29 protein-coding genes are annotated in these 24,631 nt (G+C 64.8%); 14 read left to right on the top strand and 15 right to left on the bottom strand.

Going from position 1 to position 24,631, the window contains the following annotated elements:
- Positions 1 to 61: 61 nt before the first annotated feature.
- Complete coding sequence (locus NVV93_RS19325) at positions 62 to 1,468, bottom strand: NorM family multidrug efflux MATE transporter (RefSeq protein WP_375162941.1); 1,407 nt, start codon at positions 1,466 to 1,468, stop codon at positions 62 to 64.
- A gap of 116 nt (positions 1,469 to 1,584) precedes the next feature.
- On the opposite strand from NVV93_RS19325, the gene NVV93_RS19320 reads away from it, so the two are divergent.
- From NVV93_RS19320 to NVV93_RS19295, 6 genes are all read left to right on the top strand, one after another.
- The gene (locus tag NVV93_RS19320; protein WP_258254426.1) at positions 1,585 to 2,505 is read left to right on the top strand and encodes a LysR substrate-binding domain-containing protein; all 921 of its coding nucleotides are present in this window, start codon (positions 1,585 to 1,587) and stop codon (positions 2,503 to 2,505) included.
- 74 nt (positions 2,506 to 2,579) lie between these two features.
- On the top strand, positions 2,580 to 3,830 hold the full coding sequence (locus NVV93_RS19315) for an RNA polymerase sigma factor (protein ID WP_258252272.1): 1,251 nt from the start codon (positions 2,580 to 2,582) through the stop codon (positions 3,828 to 3,830).
- A gap of 172 nt (positions 3,831 to 4,002) precedes the next feature.
- Positions 4,003 to 4,347: a YciI family protein gene (locus NVV93_RS19310; protein ID WP_258252271.1), complete on the top strand. Its 345-nt coding sequence runs from the start codon at positions 4,003 to 4,005 to the stop codon at positions 4,345 to 4,347.
- A 144-nt stretch (positions 4,348 to 4,491) separates the two neighbouring features.
- Positions 4,492 to 5,283, top strand: a complete 792-nt coding sequence (locus NVV93_RS19305) for a DUF899 domain-containing protein (protein ID WP_258252270.1) — start codon at positions 4,492 to 4,494, stop codon at positions 5,281 to 5,283.
- A gap of 28 nt (positions 5,284 to 5,311) precedes the next feature.
- Entirely contained in the window at positions 5,312 to 5,758 is a 447-nt protein-coding gene (locus NVV93_RS19300) for a nuclear transport factor 2 family protein (protein WP_258252269.1), read from the top strand.
- Between the two features lie 33 nt (positions 5,759 to 5,791).
- Positions 5,792 to 6,325 (top strand): SRPBCC family protein, encoded by a 534-nt coding sequence (locus tag NVV93_RS19295; protein WP_258252268.1) that lies wholly within the window; start codon positions 5,792 to 5,794, stop codon positions 6,323 to 6,325.
- 115 nt (positions 6,326 to 6,440) lie between these two features.
- Here NVV93_RS19295 and NVV93_RS19290 read toward each other — a convergent pair whose 3' ends face one another.
- Both NVV93_RS19290 and NVV93_RS19285 read right to left on the bottom strand, forming a co-directional pair.
- Positions 6,441 to 7,940, bottom strand: coding sequence for a YifB family Mg chelatase-like AAA ATPase (locus NVV93_RS19290; protein WP_258252267.1), 1,500 nt, complete (start codon positions 7,938 to 7,940; stop codon positions 6,441 to 6,443).
- 131 nt (positions 7,941 to 8,071) lie between these two features.
- Complete coding sequence (locus NVV93_RS19285; RefSeq protein ID WP_258252266.1) at positions 8,072 to 8,332, bottom strand: accessory factor UbiK family protein; 261 nt, start codon at positions 8,330 to 8,332, stop codon at positions 8,072 to 8,074.
- Between the two features lie 392 nt (positions 8,333 to 8,724).
- On the opposite strand from NVV93_RS19285, the gene glnK reads away from it, so the two are divergent.
- From glnK to sutA, 4 genes are all read left to right on the top strand, one after another.
- A complete protein-coding gene (gene glnK, locus NVV93_RS19280; protein ID WP_003457590.1) occupies positions 8,725 to 9,063 on the top strand; it encodes a P-II family nitrogen regulator in 339 nt (112 codons plus the stop codon).
- A 36-nt stretch (positions 9,064 to 9,099) separates the two neighbouring features.
- On the top strand, positions 9,100 to 10,419 hold the full coding sequence (locus tag NVV93_RS19275) for an ammonium transporter (RefSeq protein WP_258252265.1): 1,320 nt from the start codon (positions 9,100 to 9,102) through the stop codon (positions 10,417 to 10,419).
- A 164-nt stretch (positions 10,420 to 10,583) separates the two neighbouring features.
- Positions 10,584 to 11,009 (top strand): secondary thiamine-phosphate synthase enzyme YjbQ, encoded by a 426-nt coding sequence (locus NVV93_RS19270; protein ID WP_258252264.1) that lies wholly within the window; start codon positions 10,584 to 10,586, stop codon positions 11,007 to 11,009.
- Between the two features lie 76 nt (positions 11,010 to 11,085).
- Entirely contained in the window at positions 11,086 to 11,415 is a 330-nt protein-coding gene (gene sutA / locus NVV93_RS19265; RefSeq protein WP_258252263.1) for a transcriptional regulator SutA, read from the top strand.
- Positions 11,416 to 11,487: 72 nt separating this feature from the next.
- On the opposite strand, the gene NVV93_RS19260 is transcribed toward sutA, so the two are convergent.
- From NVV93_RS19260 to NVV93_RS19235, 6 genes are all read right to left on the bottom strand, one after another.
- Entirely contained in the window at positions 11,488 to 12,183 is a 696-nt protein-coding gene (locus tag NVV93_RS19260; protein WP_258252262.1) for an HAD family hydrolase, read from the bottom strand.
- Positions 12,180 to 13,076: a tyrosine recombinase XerC gene (xerC, locus tag NVV93_RS19255; RefSeq protein WP_258252261.1), complete on the bottom strand. Its 897-nt coding sequence runs from the start codon at positions 13,074 to 13,076 to the stop codon at positions 12,180 to 12,182. The genes NVV93_RS19260 and xerC overlap by 4 nt, the downstream gene beginning before the upstream one ends.
- Positions 13,077 to 13,156: 80 nt before the next feature.
- A complete protein-coding gene (locus NVV93_RS19250; protein ID WP_258252260.1) occupies positions 13,157 to 13,858 on the bottom strand; it encodes a DUF484 family protein in 702 nt (233 codons plus the stop codon).
- Positions 13,855 to 14,685 (bottom strand): diaminopimelate epimerase, encoded by an 831-nt coding sequence (gene dapF, locus NVV93_RS19245; protein WP_258252259.1) that lies wholly within the window; start codon positions 14,683 to 14,685, stop codon positions 13,855 to 13,857. Before dapF ends, NVV93_RS19250 begins: the two co-directional genes overlap by 4 nt.
- Positions 14,686 to 14,695: 10 nt before the next feature.
- A complete protein-coding gene (gene lysA, locus NVV93_RS19240) occupies positions 14,696 to 15,943 on the bottom strand; it encodes a diaminopimelate decarboxylase (RefSeq protein WP_258252258.1) in 1,248 nt (415 codons plus the stop codon).
- An 11-nt stretch (positions 15,944 to 15,954) separates the two neighbouring features.
- On the bottom strand, positions 15,955 to 16,095 hold the full coding sequence (locus NVV93_RS19235) for a lipoprotein (protein WP_258252257.1): 141 nt from the start codon (positions 16,093 to 16,095) through the stop codon (positions 15,955 to 15,957).
- Positions 16,096 to 16,318: 223 nt separating this feature from the next.
- Between NVV93_RS19235 and NVV93_RS19230 the strand changes: the two genes are divergently transcribed.
- The 4 genes from NVV93_RS19230 (at position 16,319) to rnk (ending at position 18,519) form a co-directional block, all read left to right on the top strand.
- Entirely contained in the window at positions 16,319 to 17,368 is a 1,050-nt protein-coding gene (locus tag NVV93_RS19230) for an AraC family transcriptional regulator (protein WP_258252256.1), read from the top strand.
- A 37-nt stretch (positions 17,369 to 17,405) separates the two neighbouring features.
- Positions 17,406 to 17,738: an iron donor protein CyaY gene (gene cyaY, locus NVV93_RS19225; protein WP_258252255.1), complete on the top strand. Its 333-nt coding sequence runs from the start codon at positions 17,406 to 17,408 to the stop codon at positions 17,736 to 17,738.
- A 10-nt stretch (positions 17,739 to 17,748) separates the two neighbouring features.
- Positions 17,749 to 17,913: a DUF1289 domain-containing protein gene (locus NVV93_RS19220; RefSeq protein WP_258254425.1), complete on the top strand. Its 165-nt coding sequence runs from the start codon at positions 17,749 to 17,751 to the stop codon at positions 17,911 to 17,913.
- Positions 17,914 to 18,114: 201 nt separating this feature from the next.
- Positions 18,115 to 18,519, top strand: coding sequence for a nucleoside diphosphate kinase regulator (gene rnk, locus NVV93_RS19215; RefSeq protein ID WP_258252254.1), 405 nt, complete (start codon positions 18,115 to 18,117; stop codon positions 18,517 to 18,519).
- 32 nt (positions 18,520 to 18,551) lie between these two features.
- Here rnk and NVV93_RS19210 read toward each other — a convergent pair whose 3' ends face one another.
- From NVV93_RS19210 to argH, 6 genes are all read right to left on the bottom strand, one after another.
- Positions 18,552 to 21,401 carry a class I adenylate cyclase gene (locus NVV93_RS19210; RefSeq protein WP_258252253.1) on the bottom strand — a complete coding sequence of 950 codons (2,850 nt, stop codon included), beginning with the start codon at positions 21,399 to 21,401 and terminating at the stop codon, positions 18,552 to 18,554.
- 95 nt (positions 21,402 to 21,496) lie between these two features.
- A complete protein-coding gene (locus tag NVV93_RS19205) occupies positions 21,497 to 21,748 on the bottom strand; it encodes a TIGR02647 family protein (protein WP_258252252.1) in 252 nt (83 codons plus the stop codon).
- 196 nt (positions 21,749 to 21,944) lie between these two features.
- The gene (locus NVV93_RS19200; RefSeq protein WP_258252251.1) at positions 21,945 to 22,220 is read right to left on the bottom strand and encodes a hypothetical protein; all 276 of its coding nucleotides are present in this window, start codon (positions 22,218 to 22,220) and stop codon (positions 21,945 to 21,947) included.
- 177 nt (positions 22,221 to 22,397) lie between these two features.
- Positions 22,398 to 22,883: a GNAT family N-acetyltransferase gene (locus tag NVV93_RS19195; protein WP_258252250.1), complete on the bottom strand. Its 486-nt coding sequence runs from the start codon at positions 22,881 to 22,883 to the stop codon at positions 22,398 to 22,400.
- Positions 22,884 to 22,905: 22 nt separating this feature from the next.
- Positions 22,906 to 23,160 carry a hypothetical protein gene (locus NVV93_RS19190; protein ID WP_258252249.1) on the bottom strand — a complete coding sequence of 85 codons (255 nt, stop codon included), beginning with the start codon at positions 23,158 to 23,160 and terminating at the stop codon, positions 22,906 to 22,908.
- 31 nt (positions 23,161 to 23,191) lie between these two features.
- A complete protein-coding gene (argH, locus tag NVV93_RS19185) occupies positions 23,192 to 24,583 on the bottom strand; it encodes an argininosuccinate lyase (protein ID WP_258252248.1) in 1,392 nt (463 codons plus the stop codon).
- Positions 24,584 to 24,631: the final 48 nt, after the last annotated feature.

The raw sequence follows: 24,631 nt of genomic DNA, 5'->3' as shown, positions 1-24,631 counted from the left end.
TACGCCCTACCTCGTGTGCGGCCTGCCACGAGGTAGCAACGGCGCGGTTTTTCATTTGCAGCTAAGGCCAGTCCCGTAGGGCGGACTCAGGAGCGCCAGCGAACAGTCCGCCGCGCAGTAACTGCGCAGTTTTCCATTCGAAGCTCAAGGTCAGGCCGGCAGCCGCGCAGGCCAGGCCGCCGGCCAGCCCCCACCACACGCCGCTGGCGCCCCAGCCGAGCGGCATCGCCAGGGTCCAGGCGAGTGGCGCGCCGATGCCCCAGTAGCAGAGCAGGCCGACCAGAAAGGTCGTGCGCGCATCCTTGAGGCCGCGGATCGCGCCCATGGCGATGGTTTGCAGGCCGTCGAACAACTCGAACCAGGCGGCAATCGCCAACAGCTGGCCGGCCAGTTCGATCACCGCGAGGTGCTGGCTGTCGTGGCTATCCAAGAACAGGCCGACCACCGCCTGCGGCGCCAGCCAGAACAGCAGGGCAAAGCCGAGCATGCACAGCCCGCCGAGGCCGATCGCCAGGCGTCCGGTCTGCCGCGCGGCGTGGATGCGCCCGGCGCCGAAGTGCTGGCCGATGCGAAAGCTCGCCGCATAGGAAATCCCCACCGGCACCATGAACGCCACGTACACCGCCTGGATGGCGATCTGGTGGGCGGCCAGTTCGGTGCTGCCGAGCGCGCCCATGCATAGCGCGGCAATGAAGAACAAGCCGGACTCGACCACATAGGTGCCACCAATCGGCAGGCCCAGGCGCAGGTTCTCGCGCAGCGCGGCGACGTCCAGGCGCAGCAGCCCGGTGAGCAGCGGCCAGGGCCGGTAGAACGGCTGGCGGTGGATGTAGCCGGCCAGGAGCAGCGCCATCAGGCTGGAGACCACCGCGGTGACCAGGCCGATGCCAGTCAGGCCAATGCGCGGCAGACCGAACAGGCCGTGGATCAGCACGTAGTTGAGGAGGAAGTTCAGCGCCGCACCGCCCAGGCTGATCGCCAGCACCGGCCCCGGCCGGCCGAGCGCCCCGGTGAAGCCGCGCAAGGTCATGAACAGCAGGTAGCCGGGCAGGGCGAACACCAGGCTGTGCAGGAAGCTCATCGCCCCGGCGATGTTCGCCGGGTCCTGGCCGGCCAGGCGCAGCAACGGTTGCAGATTCCACAGCAGCACCCCGGCGAACAGCGCCAGACCGCTGGCCACCCACAGCCCGGCCTGGGTCATGGCGCGCACGCCGGCGGCATCGTTGGCGCCGTGGCGGATGGCGACCAGGTTGCCGACCGCGGCAACTACCCCGACGCAGAAGATCGACACGAAGCTGTAGCTGGCCGCACCGAGTGCACCAGCGGCCAGCGCGTCCGGGCCGAGCAGGCCCATCATCACCGTGTCGGTGAACACCATCAGCACGTGGGCGAGCTGCGCAGCCACCAGCGGGCCGGCCAGGCGCAGCAGCGCGACGAGTTCGCTACGCAGACTGTCAGAAATAATCAGGAATCATCGATCAGGCGGCGCCGAGAGTGTCTCGCGCCAGGCAATAGCCGCTATTCTGCGGAGCGTAGCCTTGGGCCACAAACCGATAAAAGCACTAGCAGGTATGAGTAAAAGTCATCATGAGTCGCTTGCCCCCGCTGTATGCGTTGCGCGCCTTCGAGGCGGCCGCGCGGCATTTGTCGTTCACCCGCGCTGCCGAGGAACTGGCCATCACCCAGAGTGCGGTGAGCCGGCATATCCGTACCCTCGAGGCCGATTTCGCCTGTCGGCTGTTCGAGCGCGCCGGCCGTGGGCTGCGCCTGACCGAGTCGGGACGCTTGCTGCTACCCGGTCTGCGCGATGGCTTCGCCGCCCTGGAACGGGCCTGCGCCAGCCTGCGCAGTGAGGAGGGCACGTTGCGCCTGAAAGCCCCCTCGACGCTCACCGTGCGTTGGCTACTGGCGCGCCTGTCGCGCTTTCGCCTGCGCAATCCGGACATCGAGGTGCAGCTCACCAGTGCCTGGATGGACGTCGATACCGTGGATTTCCAGCACGAACCCTACGATTGCGCGGTGCTGTTGAGTAGCGGCGAGTTTCCCGAGGAATGGGACAGCGCGCTGCTCTTCGAGGAGTGGCTGATTCCGGTCTGCGCGCCCGAGGCGGCGGCCGATGGCCCCTGGGATGTGGTGCGGCTGCAGGCCGCCGAGCAGTTGCACCCGACCCCCGATCGCCGCGACTGGCGCCAGTGGCTGGAGGCCATGCAGCTCAGCGAGCAGGTGCCGCTGAAAAGCGGACAAACTTTCGACATGCTCGAACTGGGCATCGTCGCCGCCGCGCGCGGTTACGGCGTGTCGATCGGTGATCTGCTGATGGTCGCCGAAGACGTCGCCGAAAAACGCCTCGGTCTGCCCTGGCTGACGGCGGTCGCCAGTGGCTGCCGCTATTACCTGGTATGGCCGAAGGCGCGCCGCGGCCAGGAACGCTTCCGCCGCCTGCGCGACTATCTGCAAGCCGAAGTGGCGGCGATGCAGTTGCCCGACGTGCAGCGCCTGGCGTGACCCGTTGGTCAGCTGCTTCGCCCTTTTGCCGACCTGGCGCTACCCTCGGGAGGCCCCTTCAGGACTGTCAGTCGATGCCCCAGCAACCGCCCGCCAATCACCTGGTCGCCACCGTGGAAGCCATTTACCGCGATGAGTCGCGGCGCGTGCTGGCCACCCTGATTCGGCTGCTCGGTGATTTCGACCTAGCGGAAGAGGCGCTGCACGAAGCCTTTCGCGCCGCCATGGAGCAATGGCCGCGCGATGGCGTTCCGGCCAATCCGCGCGCCTGGCTGGTTTCGGCGGGGCGCTTCAAGGCCATCGACGGCTTGCGCCGGCAGGCGCGTTTCCAGCCCTTGGACGATGTCGCCGAGCCGGCCGTTGCGGCAAATGAGACGGCGCTGGATGACGAGCATCTGGCCGATGACCGCTTGCGCCTGGTGTTTATCTGCTGCCACCCGGCATTGGCGCCGGATGCCCAGGTGGCGCTGACCCTGCGCGAAGTCTGCGACCTGACTACCGAGGAAATCGCTCGCGCCTTCCTCAGCCCGCCGAGCACCGTGGCGCAGCGCATCGTGCGCGCCAAGGCGAAGATCCGCGAGGCGCGGATTCCCTATGAAGTGCCGGGGCGCGGCGAACTGGCCGAGCGCCTCGAGACGGTGTTGCGGGTGGTCTATCTGGTCTTCAACGAGGGTTATTTCGCCAGCTCCGGGGACTCGCTGACCCGCAGTCAGCTGTCCGCCGAAGCGATTCGCCTTGGCCGGCTGCTCGTCGAGTTGCTCGCCGAACCCGAGGCTCAGGGTCTGCTGGCGCTGATGCTGCTGCACGAAGCGCGGCGCCCGGCGCGCTTGTCGGTAAACGGCGAGCCGGTGCTGCTGGAAGAGCAGGATCGTGGCTTGTGGGATCGCCAGTTGATCGCCGAGGGCGACGACCTGGTCCTCGCCGCGCTGCGCTCACGGCGTTTCGGGCCGTACAGCCTGCAGGCGGCCATCGCTGCGGTGCATGCCGAAGCGCCGAGCGTGGCGGCCACCGATTGGATGCAGATCGTCGGCCTCTACGACGCCTTGCTGAGCGTCTCGCCCTCTCCGGTGGTGGCGCTCAACCGCGCGGTGGCGGTGGCGATGCGCGATGGGCCGCAGGCCGGCCTGGCGCTGATCGATGCGCTGCTGGGCGGCGGCGAGTTGCACGACTATCACCTTGCGCATGCCGCACGCGCCGACCTGTGCCGGCGCCTGGGTCGCTCCGCCGAGGCGCGCGCCGCCTACCGGCGTGCTCTGGAACTCAGCCAGCAGGGCCCGGATCGGCAATTCCTCGAGCGCCGCCTGGCCGAACTGGACCACGGCTGAATCCAGTCTGGATCTGTGGGTGGCCTGGGCCGCGCAGGTCGAGCGCAGCGCGGGTCACTGGTGCATCCGCGCAACCAACTAAATTATTTTTCCAGCGCTTGTCGATTCGCCGTCGCAGCGCTCGACTACTGGATACCCAGGCGCGCCATTTCACCTCAAGGAGAGCTCCGCCATGAAATACCTGCTGCTGGTCTACGCCGACGAAACCACCCTGCACAGCGCGCCGGACAGCCCGCGCGATGCCGAATGCAACGACTACTGCGAATCGGTGCGCGTCAGCGGCCGGCTGGTCGCCGCCGAGGCACTGGAGCCGGTCAGCAGCGCCACCACTGTGCGCATCCGCGCCGGCAAGCAGCTGATCACCGACGGGCCGTTCGCCGAAACCAAGGAACAGCTCGCCGGGTTCTATCTGGTCGATGCCCGTGATCTCAACGAGGCGATCCAGCTGGCGGCGAAAATTCCCCCGGCGCGGGTCGGCAGCATCGAGGTGCGTCCGGTGCGCGAGCTGCAACTCTGAGTCGCCACCCCTGAGGAATTGTCCAGTCGGCCTGGCTTCCTGGCGCTCGTTACCGGTCTCGCGACCTGGGCGCCTGGGTTTTCAACACGTGTCACGCACGGCGTGCATCGCCCAGCAATCCACCCGCAACCGGAGGTACTCGTGATGGACCGTAGTGACTATCCGCCCGTGGCCAGCCGCGAAGCATGGCGCCAGGCGCGTCTGGCCCTGCTGACCAAGGAAAAAGCCTTTACCGCCGCACGCGACCGCCTGAACGCCGAGCGACGCAGTCTGCCGATGGTCGCGGTGCAGGAGGATTACCGTTTCCAGGGGCCGCAGGGCGAAGTCCGCCTGCTCGATCTGTTCGACGGCCGCCACCAGCTATTGATCTACCACTACATGTTCCACCGTGACCGGGGCGAAGGCTGCCCGGGCTGCTCGTACGTGGTCGACAACATGGGCAACCAGGCGCATCTGCATGCCCGCGGCACCACTCTGGTGATGGTCTCTCGCGCCCCGCTGGCTGAGCTGGAGGTCTTCAAGCGGCGCATGGGCTGGACGATTCCGTGGTACTCGTCGTTCGACAGCCGCTTCAACTACGACTTCCACGTGACCCTCGATGAGAGCGTGCTGCCGGTCGAATACAACTATCGTGATAAAGCCGAATTGCAGCGCCTCGGCCTGGACTACCACCTGGAAGGCGAACAGCCCGGCCTCAGCGTCTTCGTCCGCGATGGCGAGCAGGTGTTCCACAGCTATTCCACCTATGGGCGGGGTCTGGATCTGCTCGACGGCACCTCCAACTACCTCGACCTGACGCCCTTTGGCCGCCTGGAAGGGTGGGACGGCATGCCCGACTTGAATGGCGAGGGGAAATTCTGGGTCAAGCTGCACGACCAGTACGGCCAGGCACCTGTCGCCGCCCACGATTGCTGTGTGGCGCAGAGCACGTCCTGAATCATTCCAATCCAGCGGGAGAGCGAATATGAATAGCGCCAATCCACTTCACGGCGATCTTGCCCAGCTGCATGCGTTGCTCGATAGCTGGGCGCAGGGCTTCCAGGCCAAGGATGTCGACCAGGTGATGTCCACCTACAGCGAGGACATCGTCGCATTCGACGCCATCCAGCAGCTGCAATTCAAGGGCCGCGACGCGTACCGGGCGCACTGGCAGGCGTGCATGGCCATGTGCCCGGGCCTGCCCACCTATGCAGTCAGCGAGCAGAACATCAGCATCAGCGGCGAGCTGGCCATCGCCCATTATCTCGGGCATTGCGGCGGCACCGATGCCGAGGGCAATTGCCAAGGCGGTTGGTCGCGCGTTACCCAAGGATTTCGCAAGTTGAATGACCGCTGGCTGATTTTCCACGAGCACTTTTCCTTTCCCGTCGATATCGAAAGCGGTAAAGCGCTGTTTGACGCCACGCCCTGAGGCGCAGGAATCAGGACCCTGAGAGGACGCAACATGCTGACTGTGCTGATCGTTTTGTTGGTGCTGCTCGCTGGCCTCGCGGTAGTCGTGGCGCGTCGACCGGATACCTTTCATGTCGAGCGCAGTGCGCTGATCGAGGCGCCGCCGGTCGCGGTGTTCGCCCAGATCAACGATTTTCACGCCTGGCATCAGTGGTCGCCGTGGGCCCGCCGCGATCCGGCGATGCGCGTCGAGTATCTGGGACCGCCAACCGGGGAAGGGGCGAAATACCGTTGGGCTGGCAACAAGGAAGTCGGCGCAGGCAGTGCGACCATCGTACTCAGTCGTCCCGGTGAGCTGGTGCGTATGCAGTTGGAGTATCTCAAGCCGTTTCGCATGAGCAGCGTCGCCGAATTCCAGCTCCACCCCGCCGATGCCGGGACGCGCGTGGTGTGGACGTTGGACGGGCCGAGTAATTTCGTGTCCAAGGCCATGGGCCTGGTGTTCAACATGGACAAAATGGTCGGCGGCGATTTCGAGCTGGGTCTGCAGCAGCTGCGCGAGCGGGTCGCGACGACCCAGCATTGAGCACGCTGGTCTGTAGGAGCGAATTCATTCGCGATGAAGGAATGCCGATCGCGGATGAATCCGCTCCTACGCTGCGCATAACGTTTCAGGCGAGCGTCATACGCGTTCTTCGCGTTCAGGCCAGTGCGCTGCTCGGTCGGTATTGCAGCGCTTCGGCCAGGTGTGCTCGGGCGATGGCCTCGCGCTGGTCTAGATCGGCCAGGGTGCGGGCCACTTTGAGCAGCCGATGGGCCGCGCGCAGGGACAGATTAAGGCGCTCGCAGGCTTGCTCCAGCCAGCTCTGGTCCTCGACGCTGAGCAGGCAATGCCGGCGCAGGCCGGGCAAGTCGAGCAGCGCGTTGGCGCAGCCTTGGCGGCGCATCTGCAGTTGCCGCGCCGTTGCCACGCGGGCGGCCACGCTGGCGCTGTCCTGGCCGGGTTCGGGCGGCGCCTGCAGCGAGGTGGTCTCGCGGGCCACGGTCAGGTGCAGGTCGATGCGATCGAGCAGCGGCCCGGACAGCTTGCTGCGATAGCGCTGGATCTGTTCCGGGGTGCAACGGCAGCGTCCGCTGGGATCGTGCAGATAGCCACACGGACAGGGGTTCATCGCCGCGACCAATTGAAAGCGCGCCGGGAAGCGCACCTTGTCGCGCGCCCGGGCGATGACGATGTGGCCGGACTCCATGGGTTCGCGCAGGACCTCGAGCACCTTGCGATCGAATTCCGGCAATTCGTCGAGAAACAATACGCCTTGGTGCGCCAGGGTGATTTCCCCCGGCTGCGGCCGGCTGCCCCCGCCGACCAGGGCCGGGCCGGAGGCGCTGTGGTGCGGCTGACGAAACGGTCGCTGCGGCCAGGCTTCCAGCGGGGCATGGCTGGCCACCGAATGAATCGCCGCGACCTCCAGCGCTTCAGCTTCATCGAGGGGCGGCAGCAGCCCGGGCAGGCGACTGGCCAACAGGGTTTTGCCGGTGCCGGGCGGGCCGCTGAGCAGCAGGTTATGCCCGCCACTGGCGGCGACCAACAGGGCGCGCTTGGCCGAGTGCTGGCCCTGCACTTCGGCCAGGTCCGGATACGGCGGGGTGCGCCGCAGCAGGCCCTGGGCCTGATAGGGCATTAGCGGCTGGCTGCCATTGAGGTGTGCGGCGAGTTCCAACAGGTGGTCGACGGCCAGCACCTTGAGACCCGAGGCCAGGCTGGCTTCCTCGGCATTCGCCCGCGGCACGATCAGCGTGTGCCCCGCCGCGCGCGCGGCCAGCGCCGCCGGCAGCACGCCCTGGACTGCGCGTACCGCGCCGGACAGCGCCAGTTCGCCAAGACACTCGAGCTCGCCAAGCGCCTCGCCAGGCACCTGGCCGCTGGCGGCGAGAATCCCGAGGGCGATGGCCAAATCGAAACGTCCACCGTCTTTGGGCAGGTCGGCAGGAGCCAGGTTGAGGGTGATGCGGCGGGGCGGGAAATCGAAGCCGGAGTTGAGGATCGCGCTGCGCACGCGGTCCTTGCTTTCCTTCACGCTGGTTTCCGGCAGGCCGACCAGGGCCAGCGACGGCAAGCCGTTGGCCAAATGGGCTTCGACGCTGACGGCGGGCGCTTCGACGCCCACCAGGGCACGGCTGTGAACAATAGCCAGGGACATGATCACTCCTTGATCGGTCCCGCCGGCGGGCCGGCGGATAGGTAGCTACTGCGCGTCTACGCAGCATTGAATCGGTGTCGCTCAATACCTGTCGCGGTTACCCGAGCGCGGCTCCTGCGCCGAGCAAGCGATCAGCTGGCGGGCGGATTCTGCTTGGCTTCCAACTCGGCAACTTTCGCTTCCAAGGCTTCCAGGCGACTACGGGTGCGCGCCAGAACGGCCATTTGACTATCGAATTCGTCGCGGCTGACCAAATCCAGTTTGCTGAAGGCACTTTGCAGTAAGGCCTTGAACTGGCTTTCGATCTCGGTGTGGGGAAGTGGGCCTTCACTGCTGAACAGCCGGGCGGCTTGGCTAGCGAGGGCATCGAGAAAGGCTTTGGGTGGCAGCATGCGCGCGGCTCCGGTGGCGAGCGGCGCAGTGTAGCACGTGCCCTGATGCGGCTTTTTGCGCACGGTTAAGGAGCAACTAGAGGGGAGTGGTCGCACCATTGTTGTGCGGTAAACATAGCCGTATACCCGCGTCAAACCTATGAATCTGCGCTAAACAACTGAAAAGCTTCTTTTTTGTCGAGCTGGCAAGGTTTCTGCTTAGTCGCCTGTGACGCATGCACCGATGCAGATCGGGAAAGGTGAAACGGGGAGTTGTTTCGCCCATAACGATTGGTTGTTGTTGGAGTGGCCGAACTGGGCGCCCGACGCGTTACAAAGCCAGACACTGCGCTTAGACTTGAACCGGGTTCGTTTTTCCTGGGGCGAGTCCACCAAAAACGGGAGAAAGTTTCATGAAGCTAGTCACTGCCATCATCAAGCCGTTCAAGCTCGACGACGTGCGTGAGTCGTTGTCCGAGATCGGCGTGCAAGGCATCACTGTCACTGAAGTCAAAGGCTTCGGGCGTCAGAAGGGCCACACCGAGTTGTATCGCGGCGCCGAATACGTTGTTGATTTCCTGCCTAAGGTAAAGATCGATGTGGCGATTGCCGACGATCAACTCGATCGCGTGATCGAGGCCATCACCAAGGCGGCCAACACCGGCAAGATCGGTGACGGCAAGATCTTCGTGGTCAATCTGGAACAGGCCATTCGTATCCGTACCGGCGAAACCGGCACAGACGCAATCTAAAAAGCCGCCGAACCCAACGCCCCAGGAGAAAACAATATGACTCTGCGTAAATTCGCAGGGCTAGGAGCCCTGTTGTCCCTCGTTACCCCCGGCCTGGCCATGGCCGCCGACGAGGTTGTGCTAAATAGCGGTGATACCGCGTGGATGCTCACGGCCACCGCTCTTGTCCTGTTCATGACTATCCCCGGCCTGGCGCTGTTCTACGGCGGCATGGTGCGTTCCAAGAATATTCTGTCGGTAATGATGCAGTGCTTCGCCATCACCGGTCTGATCAGTGTCCTGTGGGTCATCTATGGCTACAGCATCGCGTTCGATACCACTGGCATGGAGCAGGGCGTCGTTAACTTCAACTCCTTCGTCGGCGGTTTCGGCAAGGCGTTCCTCGCCGGCCTGACTCCGGCCAGCCTGACCATGGCCTTCCCGGAAAGCGTGTTCATCGTCTTCCAGATGACCTTCGCCATCATCACCCCGGCGCTGATCGTCGGTGCCTTCGCCGAGCGCATGAAGTTCTCCGCCATGCTGATCTTCATGGCCGTGTGGTTCACCCTGGTCTATGCACCGATCGCGCACATGGTCTGGTCCGGCAACGGCGGCCTGATGTGGGACTGGGGCGTGCTGGACTTCGCCGGCGGCACCGTGGTGCACATCAACGCTGGTATCGCCGGTCTGGTGGCCTGCCTGGTGCTGGGCAAGCGTAAAGGCTACCCGACCACCCCGATGGCCCCGCACAACCTCGGTTTCACCCTGATCGGCGCCGCCATGCTGTGGATCGGCTGGTTCGGCTTCAATGCCGGCTCCGCGGTCGCTGCCAACGGCACCGCCGGCATGGCCATGCTGGTTACTCAGATCGCCACTGCTGCTGCCGCTTTGGGCTGGATGTTTGCCGAGTGGGTCACCCACGGTAAGCCGAGCGCCCTGGGCATCGCCTCCGGTGTGGTCGCCGGTCTGGTCGCCATCACCCCGGCGGCTGGTACTGTCGGCCCGATGGGCGCCCTGGTGATCGGTCTGGCTGCAGGCGTGATCTGCTACTTCTGCGCCACCAGCCTGAAGCGCAAGCTGGGCTACGACGACTCCCTGGATGCCTTCGGCGTCCACGGTATCGGTGGCATCATCGGCGCGCTGCTGACTGGCGTGTTCGCGGCACCGGCCCTGGGCGGCTTCGGCACCGTGACCGACATCGGCGCGCAAGTGTTCATCCAGTTCAAAGGCGTGGCCTTCACCGTGGTCTACACCGCCATCGTCACCTTCGTGATCCTCAAGGTGCTGGATCTGGTGATGGGGCTGCGGGTTAACGAAGAAGAAGAAACCGTCGGTCTCGACCTCGCTCAGCACAACGAGCGTGGCTACAACCTGTAAGGTTCGCGGCTCGTCCAAAGCGCCCGGCTCATGCCGGGCGTTTTGCATTTTATGGCAAGCGCTCAGGCAATGCCGAACTGAACTTGATCAAATCCAAAGCTCTGGTATGCGGCTCTTTGCTTTTTCCGGCGGCGCGCTAGAATGCGCGCGAAGTGGAGGACGGTATGTGGCAGCAGCGCTTGATCCACTTGCCGCCGCGCTCGCGCGGCTTTCATCTGATCACCGAAGAAATAACGGCGGCACTTTCGGAACTGCATGTCTGTCGAATCGGTCTGTTGCACCTGTGGTTGCGCCATACCTCGGCTTCGCTGACGGTCAACGAGAATGCTGATCCAGCGGTACGCCGTGATTTCGAGCGATTCTTCAATCGCCTGGCACCGCAACAGGCCAGCGATTACGAACATGATGACGAAGGTCCGGACGATTTGCCGGCGCACTTCAAAGCCAGCCTGTTGGGCTGCCAGTTGAGTCTGCCGATCAGCGGTGGGCGCCTGGCGCTAGGAACCTGGCAAGGAATCTATCTGGGCGAGCATCGCGATCACGCGAGCGGGCGCCAGATTCTTGCCACGCTACATGGCGAGGCAATTTGAATTTTTCCGGCGACGTTCTATAGCGTACGTAGCTGGTCTATAACTAACCTGCTTTTCGCAAGGGCTGAGGTTGAATATGAGCGATGAAGATCTGGAACAAGACGAACTGGACGGTGGCGCGGAAGACGACGGCGAGGAGCTGGCGGCTGCCGATGACGGTGATGCCGAGGCAGATGACGGTGATGATCGCGGTGAAGTAACGGCTAAACCAGGCAAGAAGGCCAAGGCTGCCGTAGAGATCGAAGAACTGCCCAGCATCGAGGCCAAGCAAAAGGAGCGCGACGCTCTGGAACGTGCCATGCAGGAGTTTCTTGCACGGGGCGGCAAGGTCCAGGAGGTCGAGCCCAATGTGGTCGCCGACCCACCCAAGAAGCCGGACAGCAAGTACGGTAGCCGGCCGATCTGAGCCACGAATGTTCGACAAAAAGCCCGCCTGAAAAGGCGGGCTTTTTCATTTGCGGACCATCCGCAGGGTCGTTCACTCCCAGCTGCGCAGCAGCGCCGGTAGTTCGCCGAGACTGGCAATTTCTGCGTCGGCCGGCTCGTCGCCATTCCACGCCTGGCCGGCGGGATTGAACCATACCGCACGCAGTCCGACGGAACGGGCGCCCTGGATATCGTCGCCGGAGTGGTCGCCAACATGCACCGCTTGCTCGGCCGCGACGCCCGCACGGCGCAGTGCTTCGCGAAACGGTTGGGGGGCGGGTTTGCCAATGCCGAGCTCTTCGGCGCTGAGGGCGAACTGAAAGTAGTCGGCCAGGCCCAGGCGGCGCACGTCGGCATTGCCGTTGGTGATCACACCGAGGTGATAACGGTTGGCGAGTAGCTCCAAAGTCGGCACGGTTTCCGGGAAGAAAGTGATGCGATGGCGCGCCTCGATCATCGCCTCAAAGGCGCCTTGGGCCAGTTGGCTCGCTTCGGCGTGGCTGTAATCGAGGCCTTCCAAGGCGTGCAACAAGGTACGTCGGCGCAGCTCGCTGAGGCGATGGCGCAGCGTCGGCTCGGCGGCCAGCAGTTGGCTGCGGATACCCCACAGATGTTCGACCGGCTCGGCAGCGAGGCGCGGCGCATGCACGGTCAGCCAGTCACGCATCGCCGCTTCTGCGCCGAGGATCACCGGGCGGTTATCCCACAGCGTGTCGTCGAGGTCGAAAGTGATCAGGCGAATGCTCATTCTGGCTCGCTGCGGCGCTTGGCCCGGGGATGGGCGCTGTCATAAACCTTGGACAGATGCTGGAAGTCCAGGTGCGTGTAAATCTGCGTGGTGGCGATGTCGGCATGGCCGAGCAGCTCCTGCACGGCCCGCAAGTCCTGCGAGGACTCGAGCATATGGCTGGCGAAGCTGTGACGCAGCATGTGCGGGTGCAGGTGCTGGCCCAGCTCGCGCACGCCGGCCTGGCGGACCCGTAGTTGCACGGCCCGGGGGCCGAGGCGGCGGCCCTTCTGGCTGACGAACACCGCGCCATCGAGCGGATTGCTCAGCGCGCGCAATGGCAGCCAGGTTTGCAGGGCGTCGAGTGCCTTGCTGCCGACGGGCAATACCCGCACTTTGTTGCCCTTGCCGCGCACTTCGACCAGGCCAGCCGCCAGGTCCAACTGCTCGATGTTCAGGCTGGTCAGCTCGGTCAGGCGCAGCCCGGAGGAATACAGCAATTCGAGCAGGGCCTGGTCGCGGCGGGCGATGAAATCGTCTTCGACGGCGCCGTCCAACAGTTGGCTGGCTCGGTCGACGTCCAGGGTGCGCGGCAAGCGCCGCTCGCCTTTTGGCGGGCTCAGGCCACTGGCCGGATCGTGGCTGCACAGGCCTTCGCGATTCAGGTATTTGTACAGCCCGCGCACCGCCGAGAGCAGGCGCGCCAGGCTGCGACTGGCCTGACCTTGCTGGTGCAATTTGGCGATCAGGCGGCGCAGGCTGCGCACATCCAGCGCGCTCCAGCTGCTCAGTTGTTCGCCTTCACAGAAGTCCCGGACCTTGTCCAGGTCGCGCCGATAGCCATCCAGGGTATGCGCCGACATCTGCCGCTCACTGCGCAGGTGTTCGAGATAGGCAGCCAGTTCAGCTTGCATAGAGTCCCGCATGGTTGCCGTGCAGTGCATAGGACCGATCGAGCGGAGCAATGCCCAGCCTAGTTGTCTGGCGTCGGGTATTAGCGCACCGAGCGCAGCGGTTGCGCATAGCGCGGTAATACGCGAGCCAGGACTTCGGCGATGTAGCCGAGGAACAGCGTGCCCAGCGAACTCTTGTAATGCTGGGGGTCGGCGCTACCGATCGCCAACACCCCATGCAGGCCCTGATGGGTGAGGGCGACGACTGCGGCCGAACCGACCTTTACCGCTTCTTCGCTACCGAACAGGAATTCCAGCTCCGGGCTACGCAACGCGCCGCAGGTGGTCTTACCGCCCGCCAGCAAGCCGCCGATGGTTTGGTGCGCCTCGGCGCTGCTGACCCAGCGGCCGACCGGCTGGGGCGTGTCGTTGAACAGGATCAGGCTGACATGGGCGACCTGAAAGTCGTGGCGCAGGCTGTCTTCCACGGCGCCGACCACTTCTTCCAGGCTGGTCGCATCCAGCAGTTCGAGCACCAGGCGACGGGTCTTGTCGAACAGCCGGTCGTTGTCGCGCGCCACATCCATCAGTTGCGACAGGCGATGGCGCATCTCGATGTTGCGTTCGCGCAGCAGCTTGACCTGACGTTCGACCAGGGACACCGCCTCGCCGGGCAGATGCGGAATGCGCAGCTCGGGGATCAACTCGTCGTGATCGACGAAGAATTCCGGGTGTTGCCGCAGATAGGCGGCGACGCTGGCGGAGTCGAGCGACTCGGGCGGATCCTGGCGCTGATCGGTCATAGACGAACCTGTCCTTCATACACGCGAACGGCGGGTCCGGTCATCATAACCGGCTGTCCCGGACCTGCCCACTCGATGGCCAGTTTGCCGCCGGGCAGTTCCAGCTGCACCGGCGAATCCATCCAGCCCTGGCGGATCGCCGCGACCGCCGCCGCGCAGGCGCCGGTGCCGCAGGCCTGGGTTTCCCCGGCGCCGCGCTCCCAGACGCGCAGCTTGGCCTGCTGGCGGCTGAGCACCTGCAGGAAGCCGACGTTGACCCGTTGCGGAAAGCGCGGATGGTGCTCCAGTTGCGGGCCTAATTGATGGACCGGCGCGCTGGCCACGTCATCGACGCGCAGCACCGCATGCGGGTTGCCCATCGACACGGCGGCCAGTTCGACGGTTTGCCCGTCGACGTCGACGCGGTAGCTGAGTGCTTCGGCTTCGGCCTGGAAGGGAATCTGCTGCGGCACCAGGCGCGGCGCGCCCATGTCGACGGTGATCTGCCCGTCGTTGCGCAGATTCAACTCGATGATACCGCCCTTGGTCTCGACGCGGATCAGCTTCTTCGCGGTCAGGCGTTTGTCCATCACGAAGCGGGCGAAGCAGCGCGCGCCGTTGCCGCACTGTTCCACTTCCGAGCCGTCGGCATTGAAGATGCGATAGCGGAAATCGACGTCCGGACTGCTCGGTGCCTCGACCAGCAGCAGCTGATCGAAGCCGACCCCGGTGTGGCGGTCGCCCCACTGTTTGGCGTGTTTACCCTGGATGTGCGCGTGCTGGCTGATCAGGTCGAGGACCATGAAGTCGTTGCCCAGGCCGTGCATTTTGGTGAAGCGCAATAACATGGCTTCGCCCTCAGAGCGGCAGCAGGCTTTCGCCGGCATAGAGTTCCGCGAGAGTTTCCCGGCGCCGCACCTCGAAGGCCTGCTCACCGTCCACCAGCACCTCGGCGGCGCGGCCGCGGGTGTTGTAGTTGGAGCTCATGACGAAGCCGTAGGCGCCGGCCGAGCACACGGCCAACAGGTCGCCTTCGGCCAAGGTCAGCTCGCGATTCTTGGCGAGAAAGTCGCCGGTCTCGCAGATCGGCCCGACCAGGTCATAGGTGCGCGCCGCGCCTTCACGCGGAGCGACCGGCACGACGTCCATCCAGGCTTGATACAGCGCCGGGCGAATCAGGTCGTTCATCGCCGCATCGACGATGGCGAAGTCCTTGTGCTCGGTGTGCTTGAGGTATTCGACGCGGGTCAGCAACGCGCCGGCATTGGCGACGATCGAGCGGCCCGGCTCGAACACCAGGGCCAGATCGCGGCCCTGGATGCGTTCGCGCACCGCGGCGATATAGTCGCCGGCCAGGGGCGGAGCCTCGTCCTTGTAACGCACGCCGAGGCCGCCACCGAGATCCAGATGGCGGATGCGGATGCCTTGTTCGGCGAGGGTGTCGATCAAGGCCAGCAGGCGATCCAGCGCGTCGAGGAACGGTGGCAGGCTGGTCAGCTGCGAACCGATGTGGCAGTCCACGCCGACTACCTGCAGATTCGCCAGCTCGGCGGCGCGGGCATACACGGCCGGCGCATCGGCGATGGCGATGCCGAACTTGTTTTCTTTGAGGCCGGTGGAGATATACGGATGGGTGCCGGCATCGACGTCCGGATTGACGCGCAGTGAGATCGCCGCGGCCTTGCCCATTTCGGCAGCAACTTGCTGCAGGCGTTCCAGCTCGTCGGTGGATTCGACGTTGAAGCAATGCACGCCGACTTCCAGCGCCCGGCGCATGTCGTCACGAGTTTTGCCAACGCCGGAGAAGACGATCTTGTCCGGCGCGCCGCCGGCGGCCAGTACGCGTTCCAGTTCGCCGCGCGAGACGATGTCGAAGCCACTGCCCAGACGCGCGAGGATATTCAGCACGCCGAGGTTGGAGTTGGCTTTGACCGCGAAGCACACCAGGTGCGGCATGCCGCTCAGGGCATCGGCATACGCGCGGTACTGCGCCTCGATATGGGCGCGCGAGTACACGTAGGTCGGCGTGCCGAAACGCTCGGCAATGCCGGACAACGCCACGCTCTCCGCGAACAGTTGACCGTCGCGGTAGTTGAAGGCCTCCATCAGATGCCTCCTTAAAGTTCGTAGACGTCTTTTTCGTGTTGTTTCGCGGCTTTTTCGTCGCCCGGATGGTACAGCGGGCCTTTCTGGCCGCAGCCAGCCAGCGCGCCGCAAAGGACGGCGAGGGCGAGGAAGGGAAGCAAGAGGCGCTTCATGGCGAAATCCTTGTAAAAGCGTGAATTGCGCCGGAGTATACCGACCCCCCGGGTTATTGCCTATGCGCCGCAGCGCCCGTCCAGCGGGGCCGGACCCGGCGTGGCGCGGCACTTGCGCGGGGCTCCGAGCGACCCCGGCAAGGCACCAAATAGGGGCTCAAACTCACCCGGCGGCACACGTACCCGCCGCGTTCTGCCAACTGCCAGCGTTCGAAGAGGATCAATGGACCATTCGCTCACCCTGGTCAGTTCGGTGTCCGTCGCCTACTTGCAGGGCTTACTCGACCATCTGCAGCGGCAAGGTATCGAGCCAGCGGCGCTGTTCGCTCGTGCGCAACTGAGCCCGGCACTGCTCGCCCAGCGCGAGCAGCGGATTGCCGCCAGCACCTATCTCAAACTGCTCGGCCTGGGCGTCGAGCTGAGTGGCGACGAGCAGCTCGGTCTGCATCTCGGCGAAGCGGTGCGACCGGGTTATTACGGGGTTCTCGGCTATCTACTGATGAGTTGCGCCACACTCGGCGATGCGCTGCATCGGCAGGCGCGCTACGCCGCGCTGGTGGGCAATCTGGGCTTGGTCGACCTGGCTGACGAGCCGCCGCGGGCCGGCTGCGAGCCACTGGTCGCGCATAGCTGGCAGCCATTGCTGGCCTTGCAGCAGCGGCAGACCAGCGAGGAAACCCTGGCCGGCTGGGTGACGTTCGGCCACTGGATCAGCGGTCTGGACGAGGCACCGACCGAGGTGCGTTTCCAGCATCCGGCGCCCGCCGATACCGCTGAGCATCAGCGGATTTTTCGCTGCCCGGTGCGGTTTGGCCAAGCCGACAACGCGCTGATCTTTCCCAAACGCCTGCTGGCTGCGCCGCTCGGCCAGGCCGACGCGTTGGTGCGTGCACCGCTTGATGCCTATGCCGAGCGTCAGCTGCGCGAACTGCGTCAAGGCCACACGGTGCTCGACCGCGCGCGACTGGTGCTGGCCGGGCAACTGACCGAACAGGGCGTCGATCTGGAACGCTTGGCCGAGCAGCTGCAACTGAGTCCGCGGACCTTGCAGCGGCGCCTGCGCGAGGCCGGATTATCCTTTAGTCACTTGGTCGACGAGACGCGCCAGCTGCTGGTGCTGCATTATCTACGCGACCCCGCGCTGGAACTGGTCGATATCGCCTGGCGTGTCGGCTTCAGCGAGCCCGGCTCGCTGGCCCGTGCGTTCCGCCGCTGGACAGGGCAAAGTCCGGCCGAATTTCGGCGCAGCCTGTCATCGCCCTCTGGCGAATGAGGCTCCGCCCCGTGCATTCCCTGTGAGGTAAGACCCGATGAGTTTGAGCGAAGCCCGTTTCCATGACCTGGTCGATGCCGCCCAGCAGGCCGTGGAAGATATTTACGATGACAGTGATCTGGACCTCGATCTGGAGAATTCCGCCGGGGTGCTGACCGTGCGCTTCCCGAATGGCAGCCAGGTGATCCTCAGCCGCCAAGCGCCGATCCGCCAGCTCTGGCTGGCGGCGCGCTCGGGTGGTTTCCACTTCGATTACGACGCCGAAAGCGAGCGCTGGGTGTGCGACAGCAGCGATGAATTGCTCGGCGAAATGCTCGCCCGCATCACCCTCGAACAAGCGGGCGAAGCGCTTGAGTTCGACGAGCTCTGATCTGCCGCCGGTGGCCTCGCCGTGCCGCCGGCAATGTTGTCTCGATTGGCAGGATATCTGCCTGGGCTGCGGTCGCTCGCTAGATGAAATCTGCGAATGGGGCGCGGCCAGCGAGAGGCGGCGCCGGCACATCTGCGCGCTGGCGCAGCGCCGGTTAGGTCCGACGCACGGTTAGGTCTTTGCCCCTGGGTCAGAACCGCCCGGCTTGTTTATTTGTCCGGCTGTGGTACGGTCAATCTTAATCCTCTCGTGCGAAATTCCCTGTCTCAGCAGGTCTGTGGAAACTCTGGTGCTTGGTTTTCCGGTGTTTCCTGCGGCCTTTGCGGACGGGTATTTTGCTTTGTTTCTGTCTGTCGCCAGGAGAATGGCCTTCATCATGAGCACACCGTCGATCACCATTACCCGTCTCGATCTGCAGCGCCTGGAGCGTCTGCTCGATGGTCTGGAAGAAACCGGCCCCGGCGCCTTGGCGCTGGAGCAGGAGCTGGCGCGTGCCCAGGTGGTCGGGATCGATGAGGTACCGGCGGGCGTGGTGACGATGAACTCGCGGGCGCATTGTCGCGATGACAACAGCGGCAAGGAATATCACCTGACCCTGGTGTATCCGCAGGATGCCGGTGCCGAAGGCACGGTGTCGATTCTGGCCCCGGTGGGCAGCGCGCTGCTGGGCCTGTCGGTCGGCCAGCACATCGACTGGCACGGCCCGTCCGGCAAGCCGATCAAGCTGACCCTGCTGGCGGTCGAGTATCAGCCCGAAGCAGCGGGCGAGTACCGTCGCTAAGTCTTTCGCGATGTACGTCTGAGGGCGAGGCGTCAGGCGTTCTGCAACGCCTGGTTCAGCGCCGCTTCCAGGCGGATCTTGTAGCGCAGGTAATGGATGCTCTGAATCGCGCCATCGCCGAATACCCGCGACAGGTCGATATCGGTCAGATAGCAGGGATAGCGCAAGTTGCCGCTGCGTTGGGCGAGGATGTGCCGGGCCACGGCGTGGTACAGATCGGCGCCATATTCCAGTTCAGAAAACTCTCGATGGTTGCAGTACAGGGTGACCTGCACGCGTTGCGCGGCGGCCGGCTCGACGATCGCCTGGACGTCGTAGAACGGATGGCTGATCGCCGCGTCCGGCTGCAGGCGCGGCTCCACGCGCTGAGCGCGTAGCGGTGGCGCCGGGAGGATCTGGTAATACAGCACCTCCAATGGCAACGGCGGCAGCGGATCATCGAGCGCCAGCGTGGCGTTGCGCCGGTACAGCAGCGATTGCAGGAAACGCTGCAGCGGCACCAGCAGGCTGGCCTCGTCATGAAACGGCACGCGTTGGCGCCATAGCGCGTTGTGCTCGTCGAGCACGCTCAGCTCGGCCTCGTCGCCGTGCACGCGATAGAACACCTGCAGGCAATCCGGCCGGCCCAGCGGCAACAGCAGCGCCAGGTCGTCGCCTTCCAAGGCATGGCGGTCAAGGTGCAGCGGGCTATAGCTGTCGCGCTCATTGCCGAGCTGCTCAAGCAGCGCCGGCAGGCTTTCCAGGGTCGCGTGCCGCACCCGGCCGGGGGTCAGGTCGAGCAGGTGGTAGCGCTGCTGCACTTGCAGGAGGAAGCGCTTATGCGGTGTGTGGGCGAAACTGCCGAGCACCTCGGCGAACAGTTCTTCGACCCGTTCGGCAATCGCCGTGGCGCGGTTACGGCAGAAGCAGCGGACTCGCAGACGCGGGCGCGGCGCATCCGGCGAGAGGCTGTTGAGGTAGTCGCGCAGGCAGTCGAGCAGCGCATACGGGCCGTCGTAGCGCTTGACCAGCAATTCGTTCCAACTGTTCAGGCTGACCTGGTCGAGGCTCAGCACCAGGTTCTCGCGTGCCCCGGAATAACCCAGCGAATCGGTGCGGCCGCTGGTCATGTGCACATTCATCTGACTGTGCTGCGGCAGCGGATCGAGGCCGACATTGATCAGCAGCAGCACCTCGCGCGGCGTGCTGGCCTGCAACAGGGCGCTTTCGTCGACGCTTGGCAGCGGCAGCGGAATGCTCTGGCGCAAGCTGGCGAGTAGGTTGCTCAGCTCGTACTCGCCCAGGTCGCTGGCGCCCGGATGCAGTGACAGCCGGGTGCTGCTGTCGATTACCCCGTTGCGGTGGCACCAGGCGAGTAGTTCGAGCAGTTCGCGCGTGCGCTTGAGCGGGGCGAAGTTCGGCCATTCCTGGACGGTGAGATTGCCGGGGTACAGCGCCCACTGGCTGTCGCCGGGATTGTCGGCCTGGCTGCAGTGGACCAGGGTCAGGCTGTCTTCGCCGAGGTCCGGGGCGATGCCCGGGTTGATGAATTCGATTTTCCCGGCTTTGCGTTCGAAGGCCGCGTACAGGCGCCGGCCGAGCACGCCGAGGTCGCGGCTGTTCAGCGAACTGGCGGCCTGCTGGCGGCGCGCGAATTGGGACAGGAAGCGGTAGCTGTAGATCAGCTCGTTGACCAGCAGCCGCCGCTCGACGCCGACCTGGCGGACTTTCCACTGGCTGCGGCTATCGAGCGTCGCCAATTGCCGCTGATCCCAGCGCCAATCGCCGGCCAGGCGTTCGAGCAGCAGGCGTTGCCAACTCTTGAGCCGGTTGCGCGGCGGGCTGCTGAGTTTTTTATTGACCTTCAGGTACAGACAGCGGCGGATCAGTTCGAGGCGTTCGGGCTCGCCGCGCTCGAGCAGGTACTCCTCCAGACGCCGATAGACCATCACGTAGGGATCGAGCTCGTCGAGGTCCAGGCGATTGGCGAACACCGCCTGCTTGAAGCGTAGCGCCAGGCATTCGACGCGCGGATGCTCACTGGCGTAGATCTCGGTGAGCAGCAATTTGAGCACCGACTTATAGGGCGACTCGATGCCTTTGAACAATTGCCACATGCCGGCGCCGATGAATTCGCCGGGCGGGATGTGCGCCAGATGGCCGAGGTCGAGCACCTCCTCGGCGCGCACGAAGCGCTTGGTCAATAGCGTGTGGCAGTACTCGGTGTAGCGCGCCTCCTCGTACACCGGCACCAGCCACCACAGCGGCGTGCGCCCGCCGAGCCAGATGGCGGTGCGGTAGAACTCGTCGAGGAGCAAATAGTGCTGGGTGGTGCCGCAGTCGTCGGAGCTCAGCTGTGCATCGCGGGCGCCGGCGGTGAAGCGTGCTGGATCGACCAGAAAGCAGTGCGTCTCGCTGCCCAGGCTGGCGGCCCAGGCTTCCAGCAGGTCGCATTTCTTGCGCAGTTCGGCGAGGGCCGGAGCGTCGAGGTCGGGGGCATGACAGACCCACAGATCCAAATCGCTGAGCTCGGCCTGCGCCAGAGTGCCCAGGCTGCCCATCAGGAACAGGCCATGAATCGGCAGCGGCGGCTTGCCGCGTCGCGGCTTGTAGGCGAACGAGCGGGTTAGACGCTGGACTTCGGCGAGGGTCTGCTCGTCCGGTTCATAGCCGGACAAGCCGGCCGGGGTGGTGGCCGAGACGTAACCGGGCAGCAGCGGATGATTGACGTGCAACAGCAGTGGCAACAGCTTGAGGACCAGTTGTTGGCGGGTCGACAGACCCTGCATGGCGCGGCTCAGGCGTCCGTCGTTGACACGGAGAAAGCGCGCGCGCAGCTGCGCCAGCATCTTGCGATCGATGCCGTCGTCGATATCCGGGCGGAGTTCCTCGCGCTGGGTCATGTACTGCTCGGGTGGCGGTTACAACAAGGCGCGGCCCCGCTACCGCCTGGCAGAGGCGGAGCGTGACCTTGTGCAGGTTATCGGCGCGGAAGGGTTTAGCTTGAGTGGGCAGGCTGGGGGGCGAGGATGGTCAGTAGCGCTTGCGCATGCTCGGCGGCTTCCAGCCCGAGGCTGGTCAGGTAACCGCCGTCCGCCTGGTTGACCAGGCCTTTGTCATGCAGACGCGCAATCGCGCCCTGTGCTCGGGGGTTGGCATTGTTATGGACTTTAAGGCCCTCCTGGTGGTTGGCCAGGTTGTACAGGGCGAGGATTTCCAGTTCGGCAATCAATTCGGGGGTGTAGGCCATAACGACTCCAGAGACTGCTTGTAGTTATGCGCTGCGACGCAAGCCGGCAGCGGGAGTAGGCGCGCGTGCGCCTTGCAGCAGTGTAGCGAGATGGGCCCCAGTCTGCCGCCTGATCCTGCTGCCGATGATCGACAATCTGTCGCCAGCGATCATCGGCGCGGCTGGTGCGCCCGCCGGGGCTGGTCTGCGTAGCCGCTCAGCTTGGCTCGGGCAGCTCCGGCAGGGCGCGTAGCGCCTGGTCATACCAGGCACTGTCGAAGGGACGATCGGCGGCGAGCATGGCGTTGATCTCATGGGCGAGCACCAGCGCCATCAGCTGCAGAATCTCCTCACGCTCATAGCCGACCAGGGTCAGCTTGTTGAGAGTCGCCTGCGCCGCCGGCGGCTCGCCGGACTCCAGCTGGTTCTCGATAGCCTGGATCAGGGTGGCTTCGGCGAAGGCTTCTTCGTCTTTTTCGTTCTGGTCGCTCATGGGCGCTCCTTAATCGTGGTTATGTCCCAGATTCGTAGGGTGGGTTAGCCGTAGGCGTAACCCACCGATCAGGCTGGACACTGATGTTCAAGTCGGCACCGCTGGTGGGTTACGCCGCTGCGCGGCTAACCCACCCTACAAAAGCGGTGCGCAACGCCTAACGGGTGCATAGCCTTCTTAATCGTGGCCGGCGGCGAAATCGCTGAGCGCTTCACCGGTCAGTCGGTAGGTGGTCCATTCATCCTGCGCACGGGCGCCGAAGGATTCGTAGAACTCGATGGCCGGGGTGTTCCAGTCCAGCACGGCCCACTCGAAACGACCGCAACCACGGGCCACGGCAATCCGCGCCAGGTGGCGCAGCAGAGCCTTGCCGGCGCCGACGCCACGCGCCTGCGGGTCGACATACAGGTCTTCCAGATACAGACCGTGTTTGCCCAGCCAGGTCGAATAGTTGAAGAAATACACGGCATAGCCGATCGGCTGGCCATCCTGCTCGCAGATCAGCGCATGGCTGGTCGACTCGGCGCCGAACAGGCTGGCCTGGATGCCGACGACGTCGGTCTTCACCTCGTGCTCGGCTTTCTCGTAAATCGCCAGGTCGGTGATCAGGCGCAGGATCAGCGCGGCATCGGCGACGGTAGCGGGGCGGATATGCAGGGCCATCAGCAAGGTCTCATGATTGGGCTCAGCTGAGGCTGAGGGTAAGGACGGTCAGCGGTACGGCGACCAGGCAGAAGAAGCCCAGCGCGCCGATCCAGCGACAACCTGGGCCGCTCGGGTCGGCTACCCGCAACGGTAGGCGCGGGTAGCGACCGAGGCTGAACAGGCGCAGCACCAGCCAGCCAGCGGCATAGAAGAAATGGCCGAAAAACACCTCGAACAGCATGTCGCCAAGGGCCTTCAGCGATAGCAACAGCCCGTTCAATAGCATTTCCAGCATGGGAAGTCCCTTTCCCGCAGTGTGGTAAGTCTCAGCGGCCAGCTAGCAGCGTCTTGCCCCGCGCCACGGCGGCGCGGACCTGATTCGGTGCGGTGCCGCCGATATGGTCGCGGGCATTCACCGAGCCTTCCAGGGTCAGCACGGCGAACACGTCGTCGTCGATCTGGTCGCTGAATTGGCGCAGCTCGGCGAGGCTCATCTCGGCCAGATCCTTGCCGCTGTCGACGCCGTATTTCACCGCGTGACCGACGATTTCGTGGCAGTCGCGGAACGGCAAACCTTTGCGCACCAGGTAGTCGGCCAGGTCGGTGGCGGTGGAGAAGCCGCGGCGCGCCGCTTCGCGCATGATCTCGCGCTTGGGCTTGATCGCCGGGACCATGTCGGCGAAGGCGCGCAGCGAGTCGCGCAGGGTGTCGGCGGCGTCGAACAGCGGCTCTTTGTCTTCCTGATTGTCCTTGTTGTAGGCCAGCGGTTGACCCTTCATCAGGGTCAGCAGGCCCATCAGTGCGCCGAACACCCGGCCGGACTTGCCACGTACCAGCTCCGGCACGTCGGGATTTTTCTTCTGCGGCATGATCGAGGAGCCGGTGCAGAAGCGGTCGGGCAGGTCGATGAACTGGAATTGCGCAGACGTCCACAGCACCAGCTCTTCGGAGAAGCGCGACAGGTGCATCATCGCCAGCGAAGCGGCGGCACAGAATTCGATGGCGAAGTCGCGATCCGATACACCGTCCAGCGAGTTGCCGCCGACCTGATCGAAACCGAGCAGTTGCGCGGTCAGCTCGCGCTGGATCGGGTAGGTGGTGCCGGCCAGCGCCGCCGAACCCAGCGGCAGGCGGTTCACCCGCTTGCGGCAGTCGACCAGGCGCTCGTAGTCGCGGCTGAGCATCTCGAACCAGGCCAGCAAGTGGTGGCCGAAGGTCACCGGCTGGGCGGTCTGCAGGTGAGTGAAACCGGGCATGATGGTGTCGGCTTCGGTTTCGGCGAGGCCGAGCAGGCCCTGCTGCAGGCGGGTGATTTCGGCGAGGATCAGGTCGATCTTATCGCGCAGCCACAGGCGGATGTCAGTGGCCACCTGGTCGTTGCGCGAACGGCCGGTGTGCAGCTTCTTGCCGGTGACGCCGATGCGGTCGGTCAGACGCGCCTCGATGTTCATGTGCACGTCTTCCAGATCGACGCGCCAATCGAACTGACCCGCTTCGATTTCCGTCTGGATCTGCTTGAGCCCAGCCTCGATGGCGTCACGCTCAGCCGCGGTCAGTACGCCGACCTGCGCGAGCATGCTCGCGTGGGCGATCGAGCCCATGATGTCGTGGCGGTACAGGCGCTTGTCGAAATCGACGGAGGCGGTGAAGCGGGCGACGAAGGCGTCGACGGGCTCGCTGAAGCGGCCGCCCCAGGACTGGTTGGTTTTTTCGCTCATGGGATTCGCTCGGCTAGTGCGCGGGAAACGGGCTGTCAAAAGTGTTAG

Source organism: Pseudomonas sp. LS44, from assembly GCF_024730785.1.
GTDB lineage: Bacteria > Pseudomonadota > Gammaproteobacteria > Pseudomonadales > Pseudomonadaceae > Aquipseudomonas.
Note: the sequence above shows the minus strand (reverse complement) of the source record. Positions and strands in the feature narration are given on the sequence as shown.

What these genes read in the sequence shown, in the direction of transcription:
- NVV93_RS19315 (WP_258252272.1), top strand. Translation starts at nt 2,580, where the DNA reads ATGCCCCAGCAACCGCCCGCCAATCACCTGGTCGCCACCGTGGAAGCC.
- NVV93_RS19310 (WP_258252271.1), top strand. Translation starts at nt 4,003, where the DNA reads ATGAAATACCTGCTGCTGGTCTACGCCGACGAAACCACCCTGCACAGC.
- NVV93_RS19305 (WP_258252270.1), top strand. Translation starts at nt 4,492, where the DNA reads ATGGACCGTAGTGACTATCCGCCCGTGGCCAGCCGCGAAGCATGGCGC.
- NVV93_RS19300 (WP_258252269.1), top strand. Translation starts at nt 5,312, where the DNA reads ATGAATAGCGCCAATCCACTTCACGGCGATCTTGCCCAGCTGCATGCG.
- NVV93_RS19295 (WP_258252268.1), top strand. Translation starts at nt 5,792, where the DNA reads ATGCTGACTGTGCTGATCGTTTTGTTGGTGCTGCTCGCTGGCCTCGCG.
- NVV93_RS19290 (WP_258252267.1), bottom strand. Translation starts at nt 7,940, where the DNA reads ATGTCCCTGGCTATTGTTCACAGCCGTGCCCTGGTGGGCGTCGAAGCG.
- NVV93_RS19285 (WP_258252266.1), bottom strand. Translation starts at nt 8,332, where the DNA reads ATGCTGCCACCCAAAGCCTTTCTCGATGCCCTCGCTAGCCAAGCCGCC.
- glnK (WP_003457590.1), top strand. Translation starts at nt 8,725, where the DNA reads ATGAAGCTAGTCACTGCCATCATCAAGCCGTTCAAGCTCGACGACGTG.
- NVV93_RS19275 (WP_258252265.1), top strand. Translation starts at nt 9,100, where the DNA reads ATGACTCTGCGTAAATTCGCAGGGCTAGGAGCCCTGTTGTCCCTCGTT.
- NVV93_RS19270 (WP_258252264.1), top strand. Translation starts at nt 10,584, where the DNA reads ATGTGGCAGCAGCGCTTGATCCACTTGCCGCCGCGCTCGCGCGGCTTT.
- sutA (WP_258252263.1), top strand. Translation starts at nt 11,086, where the DNA reads ATGAGCGATGAAGATCTGGAACAAGACGAACTGGACGGTGGCGCGGAA.
- NVV93_RS19260 (WP_258252262.1), bottom strand. Translation starts at nt 12,183, where the DNA reads ATGAGCATTCGCCTGATCACTTTCGACCTCGACGACACGCTGTGGGAT.
- xerC (WP_258252261.1), bottom strand. Translation starts at nt 13,076, where the DNA reads ATGCAAGCTGAACTGGCTGCCTATCTCGAACACCTGCGCAGTGAGCGG.
- NVV93_RS19250 (WP_258252260.1), bottom strand. Translation starts at nt 13,858, where the DNA reads ATGACCGATCAGCGCCAGGATCCGCCCGAGTCGCTCGACTCCGCCAGC.
- dapF (WP_258252259.1), bottom strand. Translation starts at nt 14,685, where the DNA reads ATGTTATTGCGCTTCACCAAAATGCACGGCCTGGGCAACGACTTCATG.
- lysA (WP_258252258.1), bottom strand. Translation starts at nt 15,943, where the DNA reads ATGGAGGCCTTCAACTACCGCGACGGTCAACTGTTCGCGGAGAGCGTG.
- NVV93_RS19235 (WP_258252257.1), bottom strand. Translation starts at nt 16,095, where the DNA reads ATGAAGCGCCTCTTGCTTCCCTTCCTCGCCCTCGCCGTCCTTTGCGGC.
- NVV93_RS19230 (WP_258252256.1), top strand. Translation starts at nt 16,319, where the DNA reads ATGGACCATTCGCTCACCCTGGTCAGTTCGGTGTCCGTCGCCTACTTG.
- cyaY (WP_258252255.1), top strand. Translation starts at nt 17,406, where the DNA reads ATGAGTTTGAGCGAAGCCCGTTTCCATGACCTGGTCGATGCCGCCCAG.
- rnk (WP_258252254.1), top strand. Translation starts at nt 18,115, where the DNA reads ATGAGCACACCGTCGATCACCATTACCCGTCTCGATCTGCAGCGCCTG.
- NVV93_RS19210 (WP_258252253.1), bottom strand. Translation starts at nt 21,401, where the DNA reads ATGACCCAGCGCGAGGAACTCCGCCCGGATATCGACGACGGCATCGAT.
- NVV93_RS19205 (WP_258252252.1), bottom strand. Translation starts at nt 21,748, where the DNA reads ATGGCCTACACCCCCGAATTGATTGCCGAACTGGAAATCCTCGCCCTG.
- NVV93_RS19200 (WP_258252251.1), bottom strand. Translation starts at nt 22,220, where the DNA reads ATGAGCGACCAGAACGAAAAAGACGAAGAAGCCTTCGCCGAAGCCACC.
- NVV93_RS19195 (WP_258252250.1), bottom strand. Translation starts at nt 22,883, where the DNA reads ATGGCCCTGCATATCCGCCCCGCTACCGTCGCCGATGCCGCGCTGATC.
- NVV93_RS19190 (WP_258252249.1), bottom strand. Translation starts at nt 23,160, where the DNA reads ATGCTGGAAATGCTATTGAACGGGCTGTTGCTATCGCTGAAGGCCCTT.
- argH (WP_258252248.1), bottom strand. Translation starts at nt 24,583, where the DNA reads ATGAGCGAAAAAACCAACCAGTCCTGGGGCGGCCGCTTCAGCGAGCCC.